Below are 17,366 nucleotides of genomic sequence, written 5' to 3' on the forward strand. Positions count from 1 at the left end.
ATGAAAAGCCTATTACTTGACGTTTCAAAGGATTCACAGGTTGGATTCAAGGATTTAGAAGCCCATATCTCTGTCGAGCCTCTTATTGCATTTGTGAAGGAGAAAATAAGAAATCCATATTCCGTAAATAACACTTATTTTGAAAATCTACTTCATAAACTGGAGAACGAGTTTGACCTTAAAGGCAATATCCCCATCTCAAGTATTCCGAATCATGAAAATGTCTTTGAAGAAATATATAGACTCTTAGTGCCCCCCGCTTCTGACGAGTCGGAAGTCTATCTAGCACTTAGTACTCCTGTAAAACCTATCTTTTTTTACGGAACAGACGCTTTCTATAATTTACTATTAAAAGAAGGAAAAGACTATGTAAATCAAGAAGCCATAGAAGAGTATGCCCCTTCTCCGAAAAAAGACATCATTCAGGTCTATTCTTTTATTTTGGAAAAACTTTATGGTTTCCCACCGCATCCATTAAGGAGCTTCATCATTAGTGTTAAAGCTTCAGACGGCATACTTAAGAAATATTACAAATTACATATTGATAACACTTTTGTAACCGTCAGTCCAAAAGGGGATCTTCCTGAGTTTGATTTAATGGCCATAAGAGAATCGTGGCAGAAAGACTTCGATCTAAATTCTATTTTAGAACTACTGCCCTTGTCATTATTTAGGTTTGAGGGCTTTTCTATCATGAAACTGGAAGACATTACCGCCGCTCAAACAGTGGAACACATGAAAAGTCTTATCCTAGAAAGGGCTTCTTATCCAGATAGCAGTTATCACGAGGAGATTGTAAACTCTTTAAAAAACTTAACAGGTGACGCTAATCTATTCTTTGACTTAGTTCCGCTTCTAAAAGTAAACGATGAAGTGGTATTAAACCCCGACAACTTGTGCAATAGCCAGTTGTTCAGGCATACTTTTAATGGAGATAAGGAGCAAAATACATACATCAATTTTTGCAAGGAGTTCTTCAAAAATCCTTCCATGGTTTTCAAACCATCCTTGGAAATCGCCTCTTGCGGAGAAAATGAATTCGATCTTAAACTTATTAAAAGCGAATTTAAGTCATTAGCTATAGTTCCAGTGGTTTGCAAAAAAATGGTGATTGGTATTTTGATAAGCTATTCGAAAAGAGAGAACGCGATAAACGAAATTGTGATGGGACAGCTTCACTCCGCTATCTCTGTTATAAGTCAGAGTTTAGAGCATGACATTGAAGCTTTTAATCAAAAACTGGAAAACATAATACGAGAAAAATACACCTTCCTACAAGAAGCTGTGGCATGGAAATTTAAAGAAGCCGCTCTTCACTATATGGAAGAAAGGTTAAACACCTTGTTGGTCAAAAAAGTGGAAACTGTTGGTTTTAAGAATGTATATCCTTTGTATGGAGCCATAGATGTTAGAAACTCTACCATGGAAAGAAATAAAGCACAGCATTTAGATTTTACGTTTCAATTAACTGCTCTCCTAAAAACGCTATACTTAGTAAAGGATGATTTGACCGACAAACTAACAAAGAGATGTGAAAAGTATTTAGATAGCGTAACCCAAAATAATTATGCAGGCGATGAGCTAAAAATTCAAACCTTTTTAGATGCTGAAGTTCCTATCCTCATAAACGAAGTAAAAAACCGTCTTCCCAAATCCGATACCCATACCCTTAAATTTATAGAGGATTATCGGGAATTAAGCAAAGAAGATTCTGGAGAAGCTCATTTACATAGGCGAGGATTTGAAAACGACATGCAAACGATTAACTCCACAGTTAATAGATATCTTGAAAAAAGTAAAGGAGAATTACAGAAAGACTTTCCTACCTATTTTGAAAAATTCAGAACAGATGGCGTAGAATATGACATATACCTTGGTCAATCTATAGAACCTAAAAAGACTTTTAAAACGGTCTATCTAGAAAATATCAGGAAATGGCAAATAAGCTCCATGGCGGAAATTGCGATCTTGAATGAAGCTTTATTGCCTAAACTATCATTGCCATTAAGAACCACCCAGTTAATTTTTATTAACCCTGGCTCCATAGACATTAGTTTTAGAGAAGACGAAAGAAGATTTGACGTGGAAGGCTCTTATAACATTAGGTATGAAGTCATAAAAAAGCGAATTGATAAGGTTAAATTAAAGGGCAAAGACGAAAGACTTACGCAACCAGGGAAAATAGCTTTGGTGTACTTTGATTCCCAAACTGCCAAAGAGTATATTCCGTACATTGAAGAATTACAGGCACAAGGTTTACTTTTGGATGACTTAGAGCTTTTAGAACTCGAACACCTTCAAGGTGTTAATGGTTTAAAGGCTCTGAGGGTTGGCATAAATTTAATTTTTGAAACAAACATAGTTCAATGAATTATCAGCAAATACTAGACGACATTGAAAATTACGTTAGTGAATTAATCAAAACTCATGCTGAGGACCACTTAATTTTCCATGGCCTAAAACACACTCAGCTCGTAGTTACCAATGCCAAAATGCTGGCAAAATACTATGAACTTAATGAGCGAGACACCTTTATTGTTTTAGCCTCCGCTTGGTTTCATGATACAGGTTACTGCAATGGAAACGTGGTGGAACATGAAAAAAGAGGCATAGACTTTACCATCCATTTCCTAAACAAATACAATATTGAAAAAGAGACTTTAGAAGAAATAACTCAATGTATTCAATCTACCACTATACCTCAAAACCCAAGTAATCTCTTACAAGAAATCATTTGCGATGCGGACCTTTTTCACTTCGGAACAGAGGATTTTCAGCAGTTTAATGAAAACATGAAGTTAGAAACAGAGCACTTTTCTGGTCAAAACATTTCGGATAAAAAGTGGCGAAAAAAAACCATTAAATTATTAGAAGGGCATACTTTTAAAACGTCTTTTGGTAAAGATATATTGGCAAATAAAAAAAATGACAATATCGCAAAGCTCAAAAAAAAGAAAGGTAAAGGGAAAACTAAATCCAAGAATGTGCCATCTAAAAGACCAGATAGGGGAATTGAAACCATGTTTAGGATAAGCTCAAATAACCATCAAAGATTGAGCGACATGGCCGACAACAAGGCACACATTATGGTTACTACTACTTCTATTATTCTGTCTGTAGTGCTTACCATTCTTTTCAGAGAAATGGAACAAAACCAGTACCTACTTATTCCTAATTTGATTCTCTCATCTGTTTGTGTAGTGACCATGGTTTTTTCCATCTTGGCCACAAGACCCACTATACCCAATGGCACCTTTACACCAAGGGACTTGATGGAAAAAAAGGTTAACCTTCTGTTTTTTGGGAATTTTTATAAAATGCCATTTGAAGACTTTTCTAACGGAATGACCATCCTCATGGAGGACAGGGAATTCCTATATGGCTCACTCACAAAAGACATATACTCACAAGGCGTGGTTTTAGGAAGAAAATACAGACTTCTAAGAATAGCCTACAACATTTTTATGTTTGGCGTGATAGTTTCTGTTTTAGCTTTTATTACAATGGCCATCATTCAAGAAAAGTCGGCTCCTTTGATATGAAAAAAAACTTCTCTTTAAATACCTTATTATTATTGATAATAGGCCAAGCTTGCTCATCATCTTCTTCAGCCATACGGAGTAGTTCAGATTTTCCATATAATCTTGATAAACCCGAGGTTTATTATTTACCCTTAAGTCTTTTAGAAATATCAGGAATTGCGTTTCATAATGGTGATCCCAAAATCACCTATGCTGTCCAGGACGAAAAAGGAGCTATTTATCAAATAGATAAAGATAAGATAATACAGGAAACCGAGTTTAGAAAAAATGGCGATTATGAAGACCTGAGTATTCTAAAGAACCAAATATACATTTTAGAAAGCAGCGGAAAGATATTCCGTACCCCTTTAATCGAAACCGTAGAACAAAAAACATCCGAAACCGAAGAGATAGATATAAAACTCCCTAAAGGGGAGTATGAATCACTTTATGCCGATTCAGAATCGGAATCACTATTTATTTTGTGCAAAAATTGTGATAAAAAAAATAGTATTCTGGGTTTCCGATATGACTTAAAAAAACAGGACAAGAAACCTGAAACTTTCGAAATAAAAACAAAAAGCTTTTCAAAGAAAGGCTTTGCACCATCTGCCCTAGCCCGAAACCCGATAGATAAAGATTGGTATGTCATTTCTGCCATTAATGAGGCTCTTCTGGTTTTTGATTCCAATTGGGATTTCAAAGAAAGCGTTCCATTAAAAAAAGACAAGTTCTGGCAGCCGGAAGGCATTGCTTTTGACAAAGAAGGACACCTATACATTTCAAGTGAAGGAGATGACTATACCAAAGGAAAAATACTTTTGTTTAATCGAGCCATTGAATAGGGCTTCTATTTATGAAATTTAGCATCAACAAATTACTCCCTCTTTTACTTTTATCATTCTGCTATTCCTGTGCCACATATAAAACGCAGTACACTAAGGAAGCAGAAAATTGGCAAAAAAATCATCCTTCAGATTCTCTTCAAATAAAACACACCATGTATCTTATAGGTGATGCGGGAAACTCTACACCCTCACACCGATCGCCTGTTATTAATTTTCTAGAAAATGAGTTAGAAAAAGAATCGGAAAACAGTTCTATCATTTTTTTAGGAGATAATATCTACCAAGAAGGTATGCCTTCAAACGCAGACAAAAAGGCTAGAGCTGATGCAGAATACCGCTTAAATGAACAGTTGAAAATGCTAGATAACTTTAAAGGCAGGCCCATTGTTCTCCCTGGAAATCACGATTGGCGAATTGATGGAGTAAAAGGCTTAAAAAGACAAAGCAAGTACGTTCAGAAATACCTTAACAAAGACAAAGATAAAGAGGACTATGAAGATTACTTTTTACCACTAGATGGCTGTTCTGGACCAGAGGTGGTAGAACTAAATGAAGACATCGTGGTGGTAGTGGTGGACTCTCAGTGGTGGCTAGCCGACTGGGACAATGACCCTGAAATTAATGACGAATGTGCCATCAAAAACAGAGAGAACTTTGAATTTGTTTTTGAAAACGTCATAAGAAAATATAGGAATAAGAATATCGTGATTGCCATGCACCACCCTCTTTATACTTATGGGCCACATGGCGGAAGGTTTACAGCTAAAGAGCATCTTTTTCCATTAACAGAATTAAATCCTAATCTTTTTGTCCCAATTCCTGTCCTCGGCAGTTTAAGTGCCATAATAAGAGGAGCCATAGGGTCTAGGCAGGATTTAGCCAACAAAAACTATAAGAACCTACGCTCCACCCTTTTGGCTGGTGTAGGTAAAAATGGCAACTTCATTTTTGCCAGCGGCCATGAGCATACACTACAACATATTGAAAACAATGGACAGCATTTTATTGTAAGTGGTAGCGGTTCTAAAAGCAGCCCTGTGGCGATGGGAAAAGGCTCCGAATTTGCCACTTCAGGCATGGGTTACAGCAAACTAGACTTTTATGAAAGCGGAGAAACTTGGGTCAATTACTATACCGTAAATATCACCGGAACAGAGGCGACATTGGTTTATCGAAAAAAAATAAAGGATGCCAAAACTTTAGAAGACGAAAGCATCGATGTAGATTTTTCAGAACATGAAAGTAAGCTAGATTCCGCCAAGCATAAACTGACGAAAAACAAAATAGTACCTGTAGGCAAGGCTCACAATTTCTTACTGGGAAAGCATAACAGAGACCTGTATTTAGAAAGTTATTATTTCCCCGTTTTGGACCTTTCTAGTATGAAAGGCGGACTTACACCCGTAAAGTTAGGAGGAGGAAACCAAACCAACTCTTTGCGTTTTGACGCCCCAGACAAAAAACAATATGTCCTTCGAAACTTAACGAAAGACGTCACTCGTTTTTTGCCATTTCCTTTCAATAAAATGAGTGTTGCTAAATTTATTGTAGAAGATAATTTCCTTTCTACAAACCCCTTTGCCCCACTTTCTATGCCTGCATTGGCAGACGCCATAAACGTCTATCATACCAATCCCAAACTGTATTATGTACCTAAACAGCCCAGTTTAGATGCCTACAATAACATTTTCGGTGAGTCCATGAATCTCTTTGAAGAAAGACCTAAAGGCAAACACTGGAAAGATGCGGACTTTTTCGGAAATCCAGATAAAATCATCAACACCCCAGACTTAATGGAGGCCATTCTGGAAGACAATAAAGACCGAGTGGATGAAAAATGGATGGTAAGAACTCGACTTTTTGATTTCCTCATAGGTGACTGGGACAGGCATGACGACCAGTGGGCTTGGGCTGAAATAAAACAAGACAAAGGAGAAACCATTTACAGACCTATACCAAAAGACCGAGATCAAGCTTTCTCATTATATAATGGAGCAGCGGCAAACTTGGCAAGACTAACAGCTCCCTTTTTAAGACAGTTGCAGAGTTTTGACCCAGAGATAAAAAGCATGAAATGGACGACCTGGAGTGCACGACTGGTAGACAGGACATTTCTAAACGGCCTGAGCTGGGAAGACTGGGAAGAGCAGGTGCTTTTCATTCAAAAAAACTTAACAGACGAGATTATTGAACGCTCTTTTGACAACTGGCCTCCTAAAGCCAAAGAAATTTCCATAGAAAGAATCTCTCACAGTATTAAAAACAGAAGGGCAGATTTAATGAAGATTGCGAGAGCACATTATGAGTTTGTCAGTAAATCTGTTAATGTAATTGGTTCTGAAAAAGAAGAGTATTTTGAAGTCAAAAAAATAGATGAAAATAACACAGAAGTAACCGTATTTGACCTTGATAAGGAGGGCGAAAAACGAAAGGTGATTTACCACAGAATTTTTGACAACAATATTACGGCGTATGTGAACCTATATGGAAACGGCGATAAAGACGAATTCATTTTTGAAGGCGAATCAGACAATAAACTTAAAATAAGATTTATAGGTGGAGACGGGAAAGATACCTTTAAAGACCTATCTACTGCCTCAACGGGCAAAAAAAAGGTATCCATTTATGATGACTTCAAAAAAGATAAACTAAAGCGTGCCGCAGCATTTAAGGATAAAAGAACAGACATTTTCAGATATAACGTTTACGACAGAAGAAATAACGACAGCAATTATGACATAGCCATGGTGCTGCCAGTGCTTGGTTTCAACACTGACGACGGTCTGCTTATAGGCGGAAGTGTCAACTTTACAAAATATGGTTTTAAGAAAGAACCTTTCTCCTCTGTGCAGGACTTTAAAACGAGCTATGCCTTTCAGACCAAATCACTAAGTTTAAATTACAAAGGCGACTTTATAGATGCCTTTGGCGAATGGGATTTTTACCTAGAATCATTTTTACATGGACCTAGTTATGCTTTCAATTTTGCAGGAATTGGAAACAATACCCTTAGAACGGAAGATAACGAAAACTACTATCGCGTTAGACAAGGTGCATTACACATTTACCCAGCCATAAAGAAAAGGTTTGCTCATAACAGTGCATACTTCAGCATTGGTCCATTTGCCGAACGCCTAAATTTACAAGCTACTCAAGGAAGATTTTTAGCAGAAAACACGGTTGATAATCAATTGTTTGAAGGCAAGAACTTTGTAGGTTCTAAGTTCTTATTCAGTTTTAATAGTGTTGACAATTTCATCGCCCCTCATAATGGTATCATTTTCAACTCTGAACTAAAATGGTCTCATCAAACCAATAATTCTAAAGATTTCGGTTCTATCAACGCTAGTTTGAGTTTCTTTAGAGCTTTGGATAGCAAAGAAAAACTAATTTTAGCCACCCAATTTGGCACAGGAATAATCCTAGGAGGTAATGGCTTTGAATTTTATCAGATGCCTTTCATTGGCGGCAAACAAGGTTTGCGAGGATATAGATCTGAAAGGTTTTATGGAAAGACTAGTTTCTGGCAATCCACCGATTTAAGATACAAACTAAAGAGTAATTATAACCCATTGGTACCTATCACATATGGCGTTTTCGGGAGTTTTGACCATGGTAGAGTTTGGTTACCGTCAGAACATTCTGACAGCTGGCATTATAGTTATGGCGGCGGCGTTTGGCTGGCTCCTGTAGATGCTTTAACTTTTACTTTTGGGGTGTTTTTGCCGAAGGAAAAAGAAGAAGAGAAACCCCGACTTACATTAAAGGCAGGGTTCTCATTCTAAGGTTAGGTTGAGTATCAATAATTATTTTCAGAACGTGAATAAATCACTTCTCTACTCTACTGGCTGTAGCATTTAGTTGATACAAAAATAATCCTTTGACTGTTTTATCATCTTCCCCTTGTTAAACCCGATTTATGCATTGGAGAATTGCAATTAGTAGCTAAAGTGTAATAAATCAGACAATTAAAGAAATTTAGTTACGGTCCCGATAAAATCGGGAGATTTTCTAATGCATAAAATGGGTTTCATTTTCCACTAAACTCATTTCTCCTCCTTCAGTCTGCTAAAACGAATAGAACTGACGATCTTTCAAAAAATCTGTGTTTTTCTCATAAAACATGACAAAAGTATTCTTAAAAAAACCGAGCAAACTTTATGGTCTTTGTTTTAGACATTCAAATTATTTTGTTATTCCAGCTTTCTTATATTTCGGAAATGAACTAGGATTAGTCATAAGAGATCATCTTTAAGGCAATACTTTCTCTCTGAGTCTACAGACTCAGAGCTAAAATACACTTTAGAAGTATGCTTTAAATTCATATCAAAAGTCTTCGATATTGAAAGCAAATTAAGTTTTCAAAGAAATTCATACTAAAGAACATACCTTTGCATTCTTACAAAAGAAGTATATGGACATTCACGTTAGTAATATTCCCTTCAAAATGAAGGAAGAAGAATTAAAAGAGCTTTTTGAAAAACATGGTACAGTTGAGTCAGCAACTATTGTTATAGACCACAAATCCAGACAAAACAAAGGCTTTGGTTTTGTAAAAATGCCAAACCTTCCAGAAGCCAAAACTGCCATTTATAAACTTAACGGCTTTGAGATATTAGATAGAAAGCTAAGGGTGAATGAGTCTACCAAAAAAGTAGAAGAGCCTGTGAAAAAAGCCTATAACTGGAAATCAAACATCAAGAAGAAAGTAAGAACAGTGCGTTTTGATAATGAACCAGAAAAACCTAAAAAAGGATTACATAAAAAAAGGAGAGGACACGGAAGAGGTACCAAATACTAAGCCTCAAATGAATTGTAATTCAAACAGCTCGTCATAGAAATTGGGGTTCTGATAAAATACTGATAAATTCACTTCTTAACGGAACCCTAATTAAATGAAATTACTGAAACGTCTTTTTGCCGCAGTTCTTCTTATTGCCATTTTTATTGCTGCAGGCATTTATTGTTACCTCCATACGCTAGACACTGACTATAATGCTGAAGTAGAAATTCCAGATTTAGAAAACGAGGTAGAAGTTATTTTTGATGCCCACGCCATACCTCATATTTATGCCAAAAATGAGACGGACTTGTTCCAAACCTTCGGATACATACATGCACAAGACCGTCTTTTTCAAATGGAAATTCTCCGCAGACTGGCGTCTGGCACACTGTCAGAAGTTTTTGGAGAAAAAGCTCTACAAACCGACAAGTTTTTTAGAACCCTAGATTTTAAAGAACATGCCAAAAGAGCCATAGCCGCAAGAGACCCTCAAAGTATGGAAGCCAAAGGTATGGCCGCCTATTTAAAAGGGGTTAACACCTATCTTGAAAAAGGAAAAACACCTATAGAATTTACTTTGGCCGGAATTCCCAAAAGAGCGTTTACCGCAGAAGATGTGGAAATGATAGTGGGTTATATGGGATATACCTTTGAGGCGGCATTTCAAACCGACGCCGTGGCTACTTATATTCTTAATGAGTTTGGTGAGGCATACCTTCCAGATGTTTTAAAAACATGGCCAACGGATGCTTACAGAATATCCGTAGACCCAGTGGGCCAAGTAAAAGCAGCTCAAAACCTCGCCATAATGGGCGAACAACTTAGAGGCTTAAGTGCCGAGCTTCCGTTTAAACCCTTTCATGGCTCAAATGGCTGGGTTATTTCTGGCAGTAAAACCCAGTCTGGCAAACCTATACTTTCAAACGATACTCATATAGCTTTCTCTCAACCTTCTGTGTGGTACGAGGCACACTTATCCTGCCCTACTTTTGAGGTTTACGGCAGCTTTTTGGCTGGTGGTCCCTTCCCTGCTCTTGGTCATAATAAAAATGGCGGCTGGGGCATAACCATGTTTGAAAACGACGATGCAGACTTTTACAGGGAAAAGATAAATCCCAAAAATCCAAAACAAGTTTGGTTTAAAAACCATTGGGAAGATATGACCATCAAAAAGGAGGTCATTAAAATTAAAGATAAACCAGATGTTGAAATTGACATAAAGCGTACTCGCCACGGCTATATTCTCAATGGGGCATTTGAAGGTATCAGTCACGAATCTGACCCTATTGCATTCCAATGGGTCTACCACCAGTGGCCCAGTAAAAGTTTAGAAGCCTTTTACCAATTATCTCAATCTAAAAATGCCAGCGATGCTCAAAAAGCCGCGGAACAACTGACTGCTCCTGGCTTAAATATTATGTGGGGAGACACCGAAGGAAATATAGCATGGTGGGCAGCAGGAAAACTTCCTATCAGACCTCCACATGTTAACCCTAACTTAATTCTAGATGGCAGTTCAGGAGAAGATGAATGGAAAGGATATGCAGATTTCAAATACAATCCACAAGTATTAAACCCTGAGAAAGGATATCTTATCACTGCAAACAATCAGCCTGACGACATGGGCAATGGTCTTGTTCCCGGCTATTATGTACCGTCAAATAGAGCCAAAAGAATAGAAGAACTTATAGCCATAAATAAAACCGACTGGACTGAAGAGTCTTTAAGAACTATAATCAATGATGTGGTTTCTAGCACCTATCCAGAAATGATAGATAGTATTTCTACTGCCGTTCGTTTGGGAGATTTAACATCGGAAGCTAAGGAATTGATGGGCATCCTAAAAAAATGGGATGGAGCTCACAATTTGACAAATATTGAGCCTACCATTTTCTACAAACTACTTTATACGATTGAAAAGAATACCTTATTAGACGAGCTAGGTAGTTCTTTTTTCGACCGATTTGAACACAGTCATACTTTAAAAAGAAACGTAAAAGCTTTCTTTGAAAACGACAGTTCTCCGTGGTGGGATAATATAGCTACCCCTGAAAAGGAAACCAGAGCCCAGATATTTGCGAAGTCATTAAACGAAACTTCAGAAGCTTTAATCGCTCAATTAGGCAACAACTCTTCTGAGTGGCACTGGTCAAAAGTTCACACCTTAGAACATGTACATCCTATGGGAATAGTTCAAGGTTTAGATAAGTTTTTCAATGTAAATATCGGCTCCATAGCTGGCGGTAGAGAAACCATCAATAACATGGATTTCACCATGGATTCTACAGGACTATATAAAGTAAGAAGTGGGCCAGCCCTAAGGCGAATCATTGACTTTAACAATCCAGAAGTGGGCTACGGCGTGATTCCGACAGGACAATCAGGCTATTTCAGGAATGCTCATTATAAGGACCAAGCCAAAATGTTTGCCGAAGGCGGCAAACGTCATGAGCTCATGAACAGAGAAATGATAGAAAAAGTAATGATAGGTAGAAGTATTTTTAAACCTTGAATTAAGGTCTAGTTTAACCCTTAATCCTAACATAAATAAGCTTCAATCTTCCCTTCTGATTTTCTCTTTCTTCAATCTCAAAACCTTTGATGGATCTTATAAGAGGTGTCAATTTTTGAAACCCATAATTTCGGGAGTCAAAATTTGGCATCTTTTTTTGAAGCAAATTACCCACATCTCCCAAGAATGCCCAACCATCATCATCCGCCAAATCTGATATAGTGCCAGCTATAAGGCTTAATTCTTTAGGGGTAATCTTGTCTACTTCATTTTTCTTAGGTTTGATTTGCCCTGGCAAATCACTTTCCTCTGCATCAGGACTCTGTTTAAGAATCTCCAGATATATAAATTTATCACAAGCCACTATAAATGGGCTTGGTGTTTTCTTCTCTCCTATTCCATAAACTTGCATGCCCGCCTCTCTGAGCCTTGTGGCCAACCTGGTGAAATCACTATCACTAGATACTAAACAAAAGCCATCCACTTTTTCAGAGTATAGAATATCCATGGCGTCAATAATCATGGCGGAATCTGTCGCATTTTTTCCTGTTGTATATCCGTATTGCTGAATGGGTGTTATAGCATTTTCCAAAAGGAGATTTTTCCATTTAGAAAGATGTGGTTTAGTCCAGTCGCCGTAAATCCTTTTGATGGTAGGGTTGCCATATTTGGCTATCTCCTCCATCATTTCTTTGATATAAGCTGACGGGATATTATCTCCATCTATAAGCACCGCAAGTTTAATGTCCATTCTTTTCTTATTAATATCGTCAATATACCATATTTAAACCAAACGAAATCAAACAGACTATTCTCAAACTAGAAAAACATATTTCCTTTAACTAAATTGCTAGACATTCAACCCTAAAATAAATGGCATTATCAAAACAATCTTTTAAAACAGAAGTAAAAGAAGAATTTTTCAGTATTCTTGATTTCTGGGCAAAGCATTCTCCAGACCTAAAAAATGGAGGATTTTACGGAACTATAGACGCCAACAATCAACCTAAAGAAACTCAGAAATCTGTGGTGGCTACCGCCCGAATACTTTGGGGTTTTAGCACCGCCGTTCATTTTATAAAAAACACACCAAGTCTGTTACATTACAGTCATTTGATACCCAGTTATGAAAAACTTTCACAAAGAGCTTTTGATAGCCTGAAGGACAACTTCTGGGACTCTAAAAATGGTGGTGTTTTCTGGACTGTAAATGCCCAAGGAAAGAAAGAGGAAGGTAAAAAACTGATGTATGGTCATAGCTTTTATGTGTATGGTATGAGCGAATACTACAGAGCCACGGGATATAAACCTGCTTTAGAAATGGCACAAAAGTGCTTTGCTGCTATTATTGAGCACTCATACGATGCTAAAAAAGGAGGTTATATAGAAGCTTATAATGAAGATTGGTCTGAAACAGACGACTATATACTATCCAAAGGTCCTTCTAGAAAATCCATGAACACACACCTCCATTTATTAGAATGCTTCGCAAATCTGTACCGTGTTGACCAATCAGAGAAGGTTCATTTTCATTTAAAGCATTGTTTAGAAGTAATGCTGGATAAAATCATTGGTGAAGGAAATACTAGAATGACCTTGTTCTTTTCAGAGGATTGGACACCTCAATCTAAAATCATTTCTTATGGGCACGACATTGAAGCCAGTTGGCTCATTTTAGAAGCCGCCGAAATCTTAGGGAACGAACACCTTGTAGAAAGATGTAAAGAAGTTTGTCTTCCTATGGCGAGAGATTCCGCAGACGGAATCCAAGGAGACCATGGCATGATTTACGAAATTGACCCAGAAACGGGTCACGGTAACTTTTCGCGAGACTGGTGGGTAATGGCAGAAGCCATGGTTGGCTTTTATAATGCTTACCAAATGAGCGGTAAAGTGAATTACCTAGAGAAATCGGAGAACTGCTGGGCTTTTATTAACGATTACCTTATTGACCATGTAAACGGCGAATGGTATGGCGGCGTTAACGCCAAACATGAAGTAACAAACGGCTCCAAAGGCAACCCATGGAAAGCCCCCTACCATAATGCCCGTGCATGTATGGAGATTTACAAGCGGATTGCGTAAATTTGATTATGCCAGTTACGCCTAAGTCATTGAAAATAATTCTATCTTTCTTCTTCTCCTTATTCCTATTTTCCTGTTCAAAGAAAGACAGTAAACTCTTTTTACAAGTTAGTTCTGAGCACAGTAATATTTACTTTTCTAATAATATTGTTGAAAATGAAAAGTATAATGTTTATGATTATCATAACCTCTATAACGGTGGCGGCATTGCGGCATTCGACATTAATAATGACGGACTTATTGACCTTTATTTTACCGGAAATCAGGTAAACGACAAGCTGTATTTGAATAAAGGCAATTTTGTGTTTGAAGACATTACGGAGCAGGCAGGAATTATCCAAAAGGGCTGGTCTACAGGAGTAACCATCACAGATGTCAATAATGATGGTTTACTAGATTTATACGTTTGCAAAGCGGGAAATGAGACGGAAGAAAACCTGAAAAACCTACTCTATGTAAATCAAGGAAACTTGACATTTAAAGAAGAAGCGGAAGAGCGGGGAATTGCCGATACTTCGCTTTCTACCCAATCGGCATTTTTCGATTATGACAAAGATGGCGATTTGGATCTCTATGTTTTGACCACCTCTAACCTCATCCGCAATCCAAATCTACTCCGAAAAATAGACCAATATGGGAATTATGCTTTAGATAAACTTTACAAAAATGATGGCACCGGCCATTATCAAGAAGTAGGGCTTGAAAGTGGCATTAACGCCAATAATCATGGCTTGGGTTTAGCCATAGCAGATATTAATAATGACGGGTGGGAAGATATCTTGGCATCCAGCGATTTCCTTCCTAATGATATTTTATACATCAATAACCAAGACGGCACTTTCACTAATATGGCCGCTGACTTTTTACCCTACCAAAGTCGGTTCTCTATGGGAAACGACATAGCAGATATCAATAACGATGGCTTGCTAGATATGGTTACTGTAGATATGCTGCCGCCAGATAACGAACAGCAAAAGAAAATGCTGATGACCTCTTATCATGTTTTTGAAACGGAACAGACCTTAGGCTACCAGAAGGAGTTCACACGAAATATGTTATTTCAAAACGCCGGAAATGATGCCAATGGCAATACCTATTTTAATGAAATTGGTCAATACAGCGATATTCACGCGACAGATTGGTCTTGGGCTCCTTTGATTCTAGATTTCGATAATGACGGACTTAAAGACCTCTATATTTCTAATGGATATCTCAGAGATGTGACCAATTCGGATAACATTTCTTATAACATGAGCTTTGCTCAAAAAACGGAATCTCAGCAAGAAATGAGGGATTTCATGAATTCTAACGCCTTGAATTCACCAAAACTTAAAAGAAAAAATGTGTTTTTCAAAAATGAAGAAAAATTCAAGTTCTCTAACTCTTCAGACCAATGGATTACCCAAACGGAGGGTTTTTCAAACGGAGCCATCTTCGCTGATTTGGACAATGATGGAGATCTCGATTATGTTGTCAATAATATCAATGAAGCTGCCCATATTTTCAGAAATGAGTCTAAGAACAATTTTATAAAGGTCCAAATCATAAAAGGAAATCAAGCTATTCTTAATCAGGGAACTAGAATTAAAGCTTTTGCCGGTGGTACTTGCCAAACATATACCAATGCTATTACGAGGGGATACCTTTCTGCTATGCTTACGCCTATAAACATTGGGCTAGGTAAAAACGAAAAATTAGATTCATTAAGGATATTTTGGGCCGACGGACAAAGTCAGCTTTTTAAAGATATTGAAGCAAACCAAACCATCACCGCCGATATTACTAAAGCCAGTCCATTCAAAATTGGACAAAAAATCACCCCTACTCTTTTTACTGAAAAACCGTTTGACTACAAGCATACAGAATCTAGGTTTATTGATTTTTATAGAGAGAATTTATTATTAAAAAAATATTCTCAAAATGGTCCTGTTTTAATCTCTGGAGATATTAATAATGATAAATGGGATGATGTATTTATTGGTGGAAATACCGAGACACCATCCTACTTCTTTTTTCAAAATTCAGATGGTGGTTTTTCTAAAACGTCCTTAAAAATTACACAAACGTGGGAGGACGCATCTGCTCTTTTCATAGACGTCAATCATGACGGATATTTAGACTTATATACCGCTAGCGGCAGCAATGAATTTCCTCTCAACTCAGCAAATTATCAAGACCATCTTTATTTAAACCATGAAGGGAAAAGTTGGAAAGAATCTTTTGACCACCTTCCAAAGGATAATTTCCCCGCATCTGTTGCTTGCTTGATTGACCTTAACAATGATGGCCAGAAAGATATTTTCAGAGCAGGAGGGGTGCTTCCTGGCACTTTTCCTGACGTGGGAGACTCTTACATTCTAAAAAACGTCAATACAAAGTTTCAGAAAATTGAACTTGGAAGTTTAGGTTTAGTTTCAGACGTAAAAGCCATTGATTTCAATAAGGATGGTTGGGAAGACTTGATAATAGTAGGCGAATACATGGCTCCTACCCTTTTCATAAACCAAAAAGGAAAACTAGTAAAAAGCGATATTTTTGGAAACCAGAAAGGTTTATGGAATAGTATTCAAATAGCAGATTTAGACGATGATGGTTTTGACGATTTAGTTTTAGGCAACAAAGGAGTCAATTTCCGATACCCGTTTCATAAAGAAAGCCCATTAGAATATCATGAACTCGACCTTACAGAAACGGGTAAAACAGAAAAGATTCAAACGTACTTTCAAAATGGAAACCGTTTAATTATCCCTGCAAGAGACGAGCTAATTAGAGAATATCCGTATTTAAGACGCCTTTTCCCAGACTATAATTCTTACGCTATTTATAAGCCAACAGGCTTAACATCTAAAAACACCAAGCTGTCTGCCAACTTTATGAAAAGCGTAATTCTTTGGAACAAGGGCGGTAAGGAGATTGAGACTCAAGAATTACCCAAAGAAGCTCAACATTTCACTATTAAGTCAATTTTGATAACAGATATTGACAAAGACGGCAAAAAGGATTTACTATTAGCCGGAAACGACTTCGAGGCGGAACCTATCAACTCAGGTTATACAGAAGGCAGTAAAAGCTGCCTTCTCTTAAATCAAGGTAATGGTAGTTTTAAATTTGTGCCAAACACCCTTTCTGGACTTTGGATGAAGGGTTCCGTATCCAAACTATTATTCCTTAAAACAAAAAATAGCAGCCAAATATGGGCTGCTATTAATAATGACAACTTAAAAACTTTTATGCTTAATAAATAGACTGGCTCTTAACAAAAGTGCCATCACTTAAATATAGACCAGCGTTAAACCCTTCAAAACCTAGTTCCTTGGTGTCTATCACCACGCTTCCGTGGTTACCTGTTAGCGTTATGGTTTTCAGCTCCTCATCCTTTTTAGGATGAAACAAAACCAATTTACCACCAGATTTGCCAAAAGGCAAAGAGTATTCCACTGTAATATCAGAAGAAGTGGTCTTTGCTGTACCCTTTCTTAAATAGATATCTGATTCTTCCGATGATACCACCAAAGCAGGTTTACTACCCACGGGGCGTCCGTTTTCATCTGTAGCTTGCTGAGCAAAAGAAACCATTCCCGCCAAGCAAAAAATTATTGTAAAAATATATTTCATGA

General features: G+C 37.4%; 10 protein-coding genes. 8 read left to right on the forward strand and 2 right to left on the reverse strand.

Annotated features, from left to right (window positions below; all coding sequences use genetic code 11):
- The 6 genes from ACSBFT_RS15360 (at position 1) to ACSBFT_RS15385 (ending at position 11,664) form a co-directional block, all read left to right on the forward strand.
- Complete coding sequence (locus ACSBFT_RS15360; protein WP_489601280.1) at positions 1 to 2,370, forward strand: GAF domain-containing protein; 2,370 nt, start codon at positions 1 to 3, stop codon at positions 2,368 to 2,370.
- A complete protein-coding gene (locus ACSBFT_RS15365) occupies positions 2,367 to 3,542 on the forward strand; it encodes a Pycsar system effector family protein (RefSeq protein WP_489601281.1) in 1,176 nt (391 codons plus the stop codon). The genes ACSBFT_RS15360 and ACSBFT_RS15365 overlap by 4 nt, the downstream gene beginning before the upstream one ends.
- Complete coding sequence (locus ACSBFT_RS15370) at positions 3,539 to 4,366, forward strand: SdiA-regulated domain-containing protein (protein WP_489601282.1); 828 nt, start codon at positions 3,539 to 3,541, stop codon at positions 4,364 to 4,366. Before ACSBFT_RS15365 ends, ACSBFT_RS15370 begins: the two co-directional genes overlap by 4 nt.
- Positions 4,367 to 4,377: 11 nt before the next feature.
- Positions 4,378 to 8,154, forward strand: coding sequence for a metallophosphoesterase (locus ACSBFT_RS15375; protein ID WP_489601283.1), 3,777 nt, complete (start codon positions 4,378 to 4,380; stop codon positions 8,152 to 8,154).
- A 629-nt stretch (positions 8,155 to 8,783) separates the two neighbouring features.
- Positions 8,784 to 9,170 (forward strand): RNA recognition motif domain-containing protein, encoded by a 387-nt coding sequence (locus ACSBFT_RS15380; protein ID WP_489601284.1) that lies wholly within the window; start codon positions 8,784 to 8,786, stop codon positions 9,168 to 9,170.
- 94 nt (positions 9,171 to 9,264) lie between these two features.
- Complete coding sequence (locus tag ACSBFT_RS15385) at positions 9,265 to 11,664, forward strand: penicillin acylase family protein (RefSeq protein ID WP_489601286.1); 2,400 nt, start codon at positions 9,265 to 9,267, stop codon at positions 11,662 to 11,664.
- Positions 11,665 to 11,677: 13 nt separating this feature from the next.
- Here ACSBFT_RS15385 and ACSBFT_RS15390 read toward each other — a convergent pair whose 3' ends face one another.
- Positions 11,678 to 12,415: an NYN domain-containing protein gene (locus tag ACSBFT_RS15390; protein ID WP_463046864.1), complete on the reverse strand. Its 738-nt coding sequence runs from the start codon at positions 12,413 to 12,415 to the stop codon at positions 11,678 to 11,680.
- A gap of 122 nt (positions 12,416 to 12,537) precedes the next feature.
- Here ACSBFT_RS15390 and ACSBFT_RS15395 point away from each other — a divergent pair, with 122 nt between their 5' ends.
- Both ACSBFT_RS15395 and ACSBFT_RS15400 read left to right on the forward strand, forming a co-directional pair.
- Positions 12,538 to 13,749, forward strand: coding sequence for an AGE family epimerase/isomerase (locus ACSBFT_RS15395; protein WP_489601287.1), 1,212 nt, complete (start codon positions 12,538 to 12,540; stop codon positions 13,747 to 13,749).
- Positions 13,750 to 13,778: 29 nt separating this feature from the next.
- Positions 13,779 to 16,994, forward strand: coding sequence for a VCBS repeat-containing protein (locus ACSBFT_RS15400; protein WP_489601289.1), 3,216 nt, complete (start codon positions 13,779 to 13,781; stop codon positions 16,992 to 16,994).
- Here ACSBFT_RS15400 and ACSBFT_RS15405 read toward each other — a convergent pair.
- Positions 16,984 to 17,364 (reverse strand): hypothetical protein, encoded by a 381-nt coding sequence (locus tag ACSBFT_RS15405; protein ID WP_489601290.1) that lies wholly within the window; start codon positions 17,362 to 17,364, stop codon positions 16,984 to 16,986. The genes ACSBFT_RS15400 and ACSBFT_RS15405 overlap by 11 nt on opposite strands.
- Positions 17,365 to 17,366 lie beyond the last annotated feature (2 nt).

It is taken from the genome of Arcticibacterium sp. SM2516, assembly GCF_057914865.1.

Coding starts and splice junctions, on each gene's coding strand:
- ACSBFT_RS15360 (WP_489601280.1), top strand. CDS start 1: ATGAAAAGCCTATTACTTGACGTTTCAAAGGATTCACAGGTTGGATTC.
- ACSBFT_RS15365 (WP_489601281.1), top strand. CDS start 2,367: ATGAATTATCAGCAAATACTAGACGACATTGAAAATTACGTTAGTGAA.
- ACSBFT_RS15370 (WP_489601282.1), top strand. CDS start 3,539: ATGAAAAAAAACTTCTCTTTAAATACCTTATTATTATTGATAATAGGC.
- ACSBFT_RS15375 (WP_489601283.1), top strand. CDS start 4,378: ATGAAATTTAGCATCAACAAATTACTCCCTCTTTTACTTTTATCATTC.
- ACSBFT_RS15380 (WP_489601284.1), top strand. CDS start 8,784: ATGGACATTCACGTTAGTAATATTCCCTTCAAAATGAAGGAAGAAGAA.
- ACSBFT_RS15385 (WP_489601286.1), top strand. CDS start 9,265: ATGAAATTACTGAAACGTCTTTTTGCCGCAGTTCTTCTTATTGCCATT.
- ACSBFT_RS15390 (WP_463046864.1), bottom strand. CDS start 12,415: ATGGACATTAAACTTGCGGTGCTTATAGATGGAGATAATATCCCGTCA.
- ACSBFT_RS15395 (WP_489601287.1), top strand. CDS start 12,538: ATGGCATTATCAAAACAATCTTTTAAAACAGAAGTAAAAGAAGAATTT.
- ACSBFT_RS15405 (WP_489601290.1), bottom strand. CDS start 17,364: ATGAAATATATTTTTACAATAATTTTTTGCTTGGCGGGAATGGTTTCT.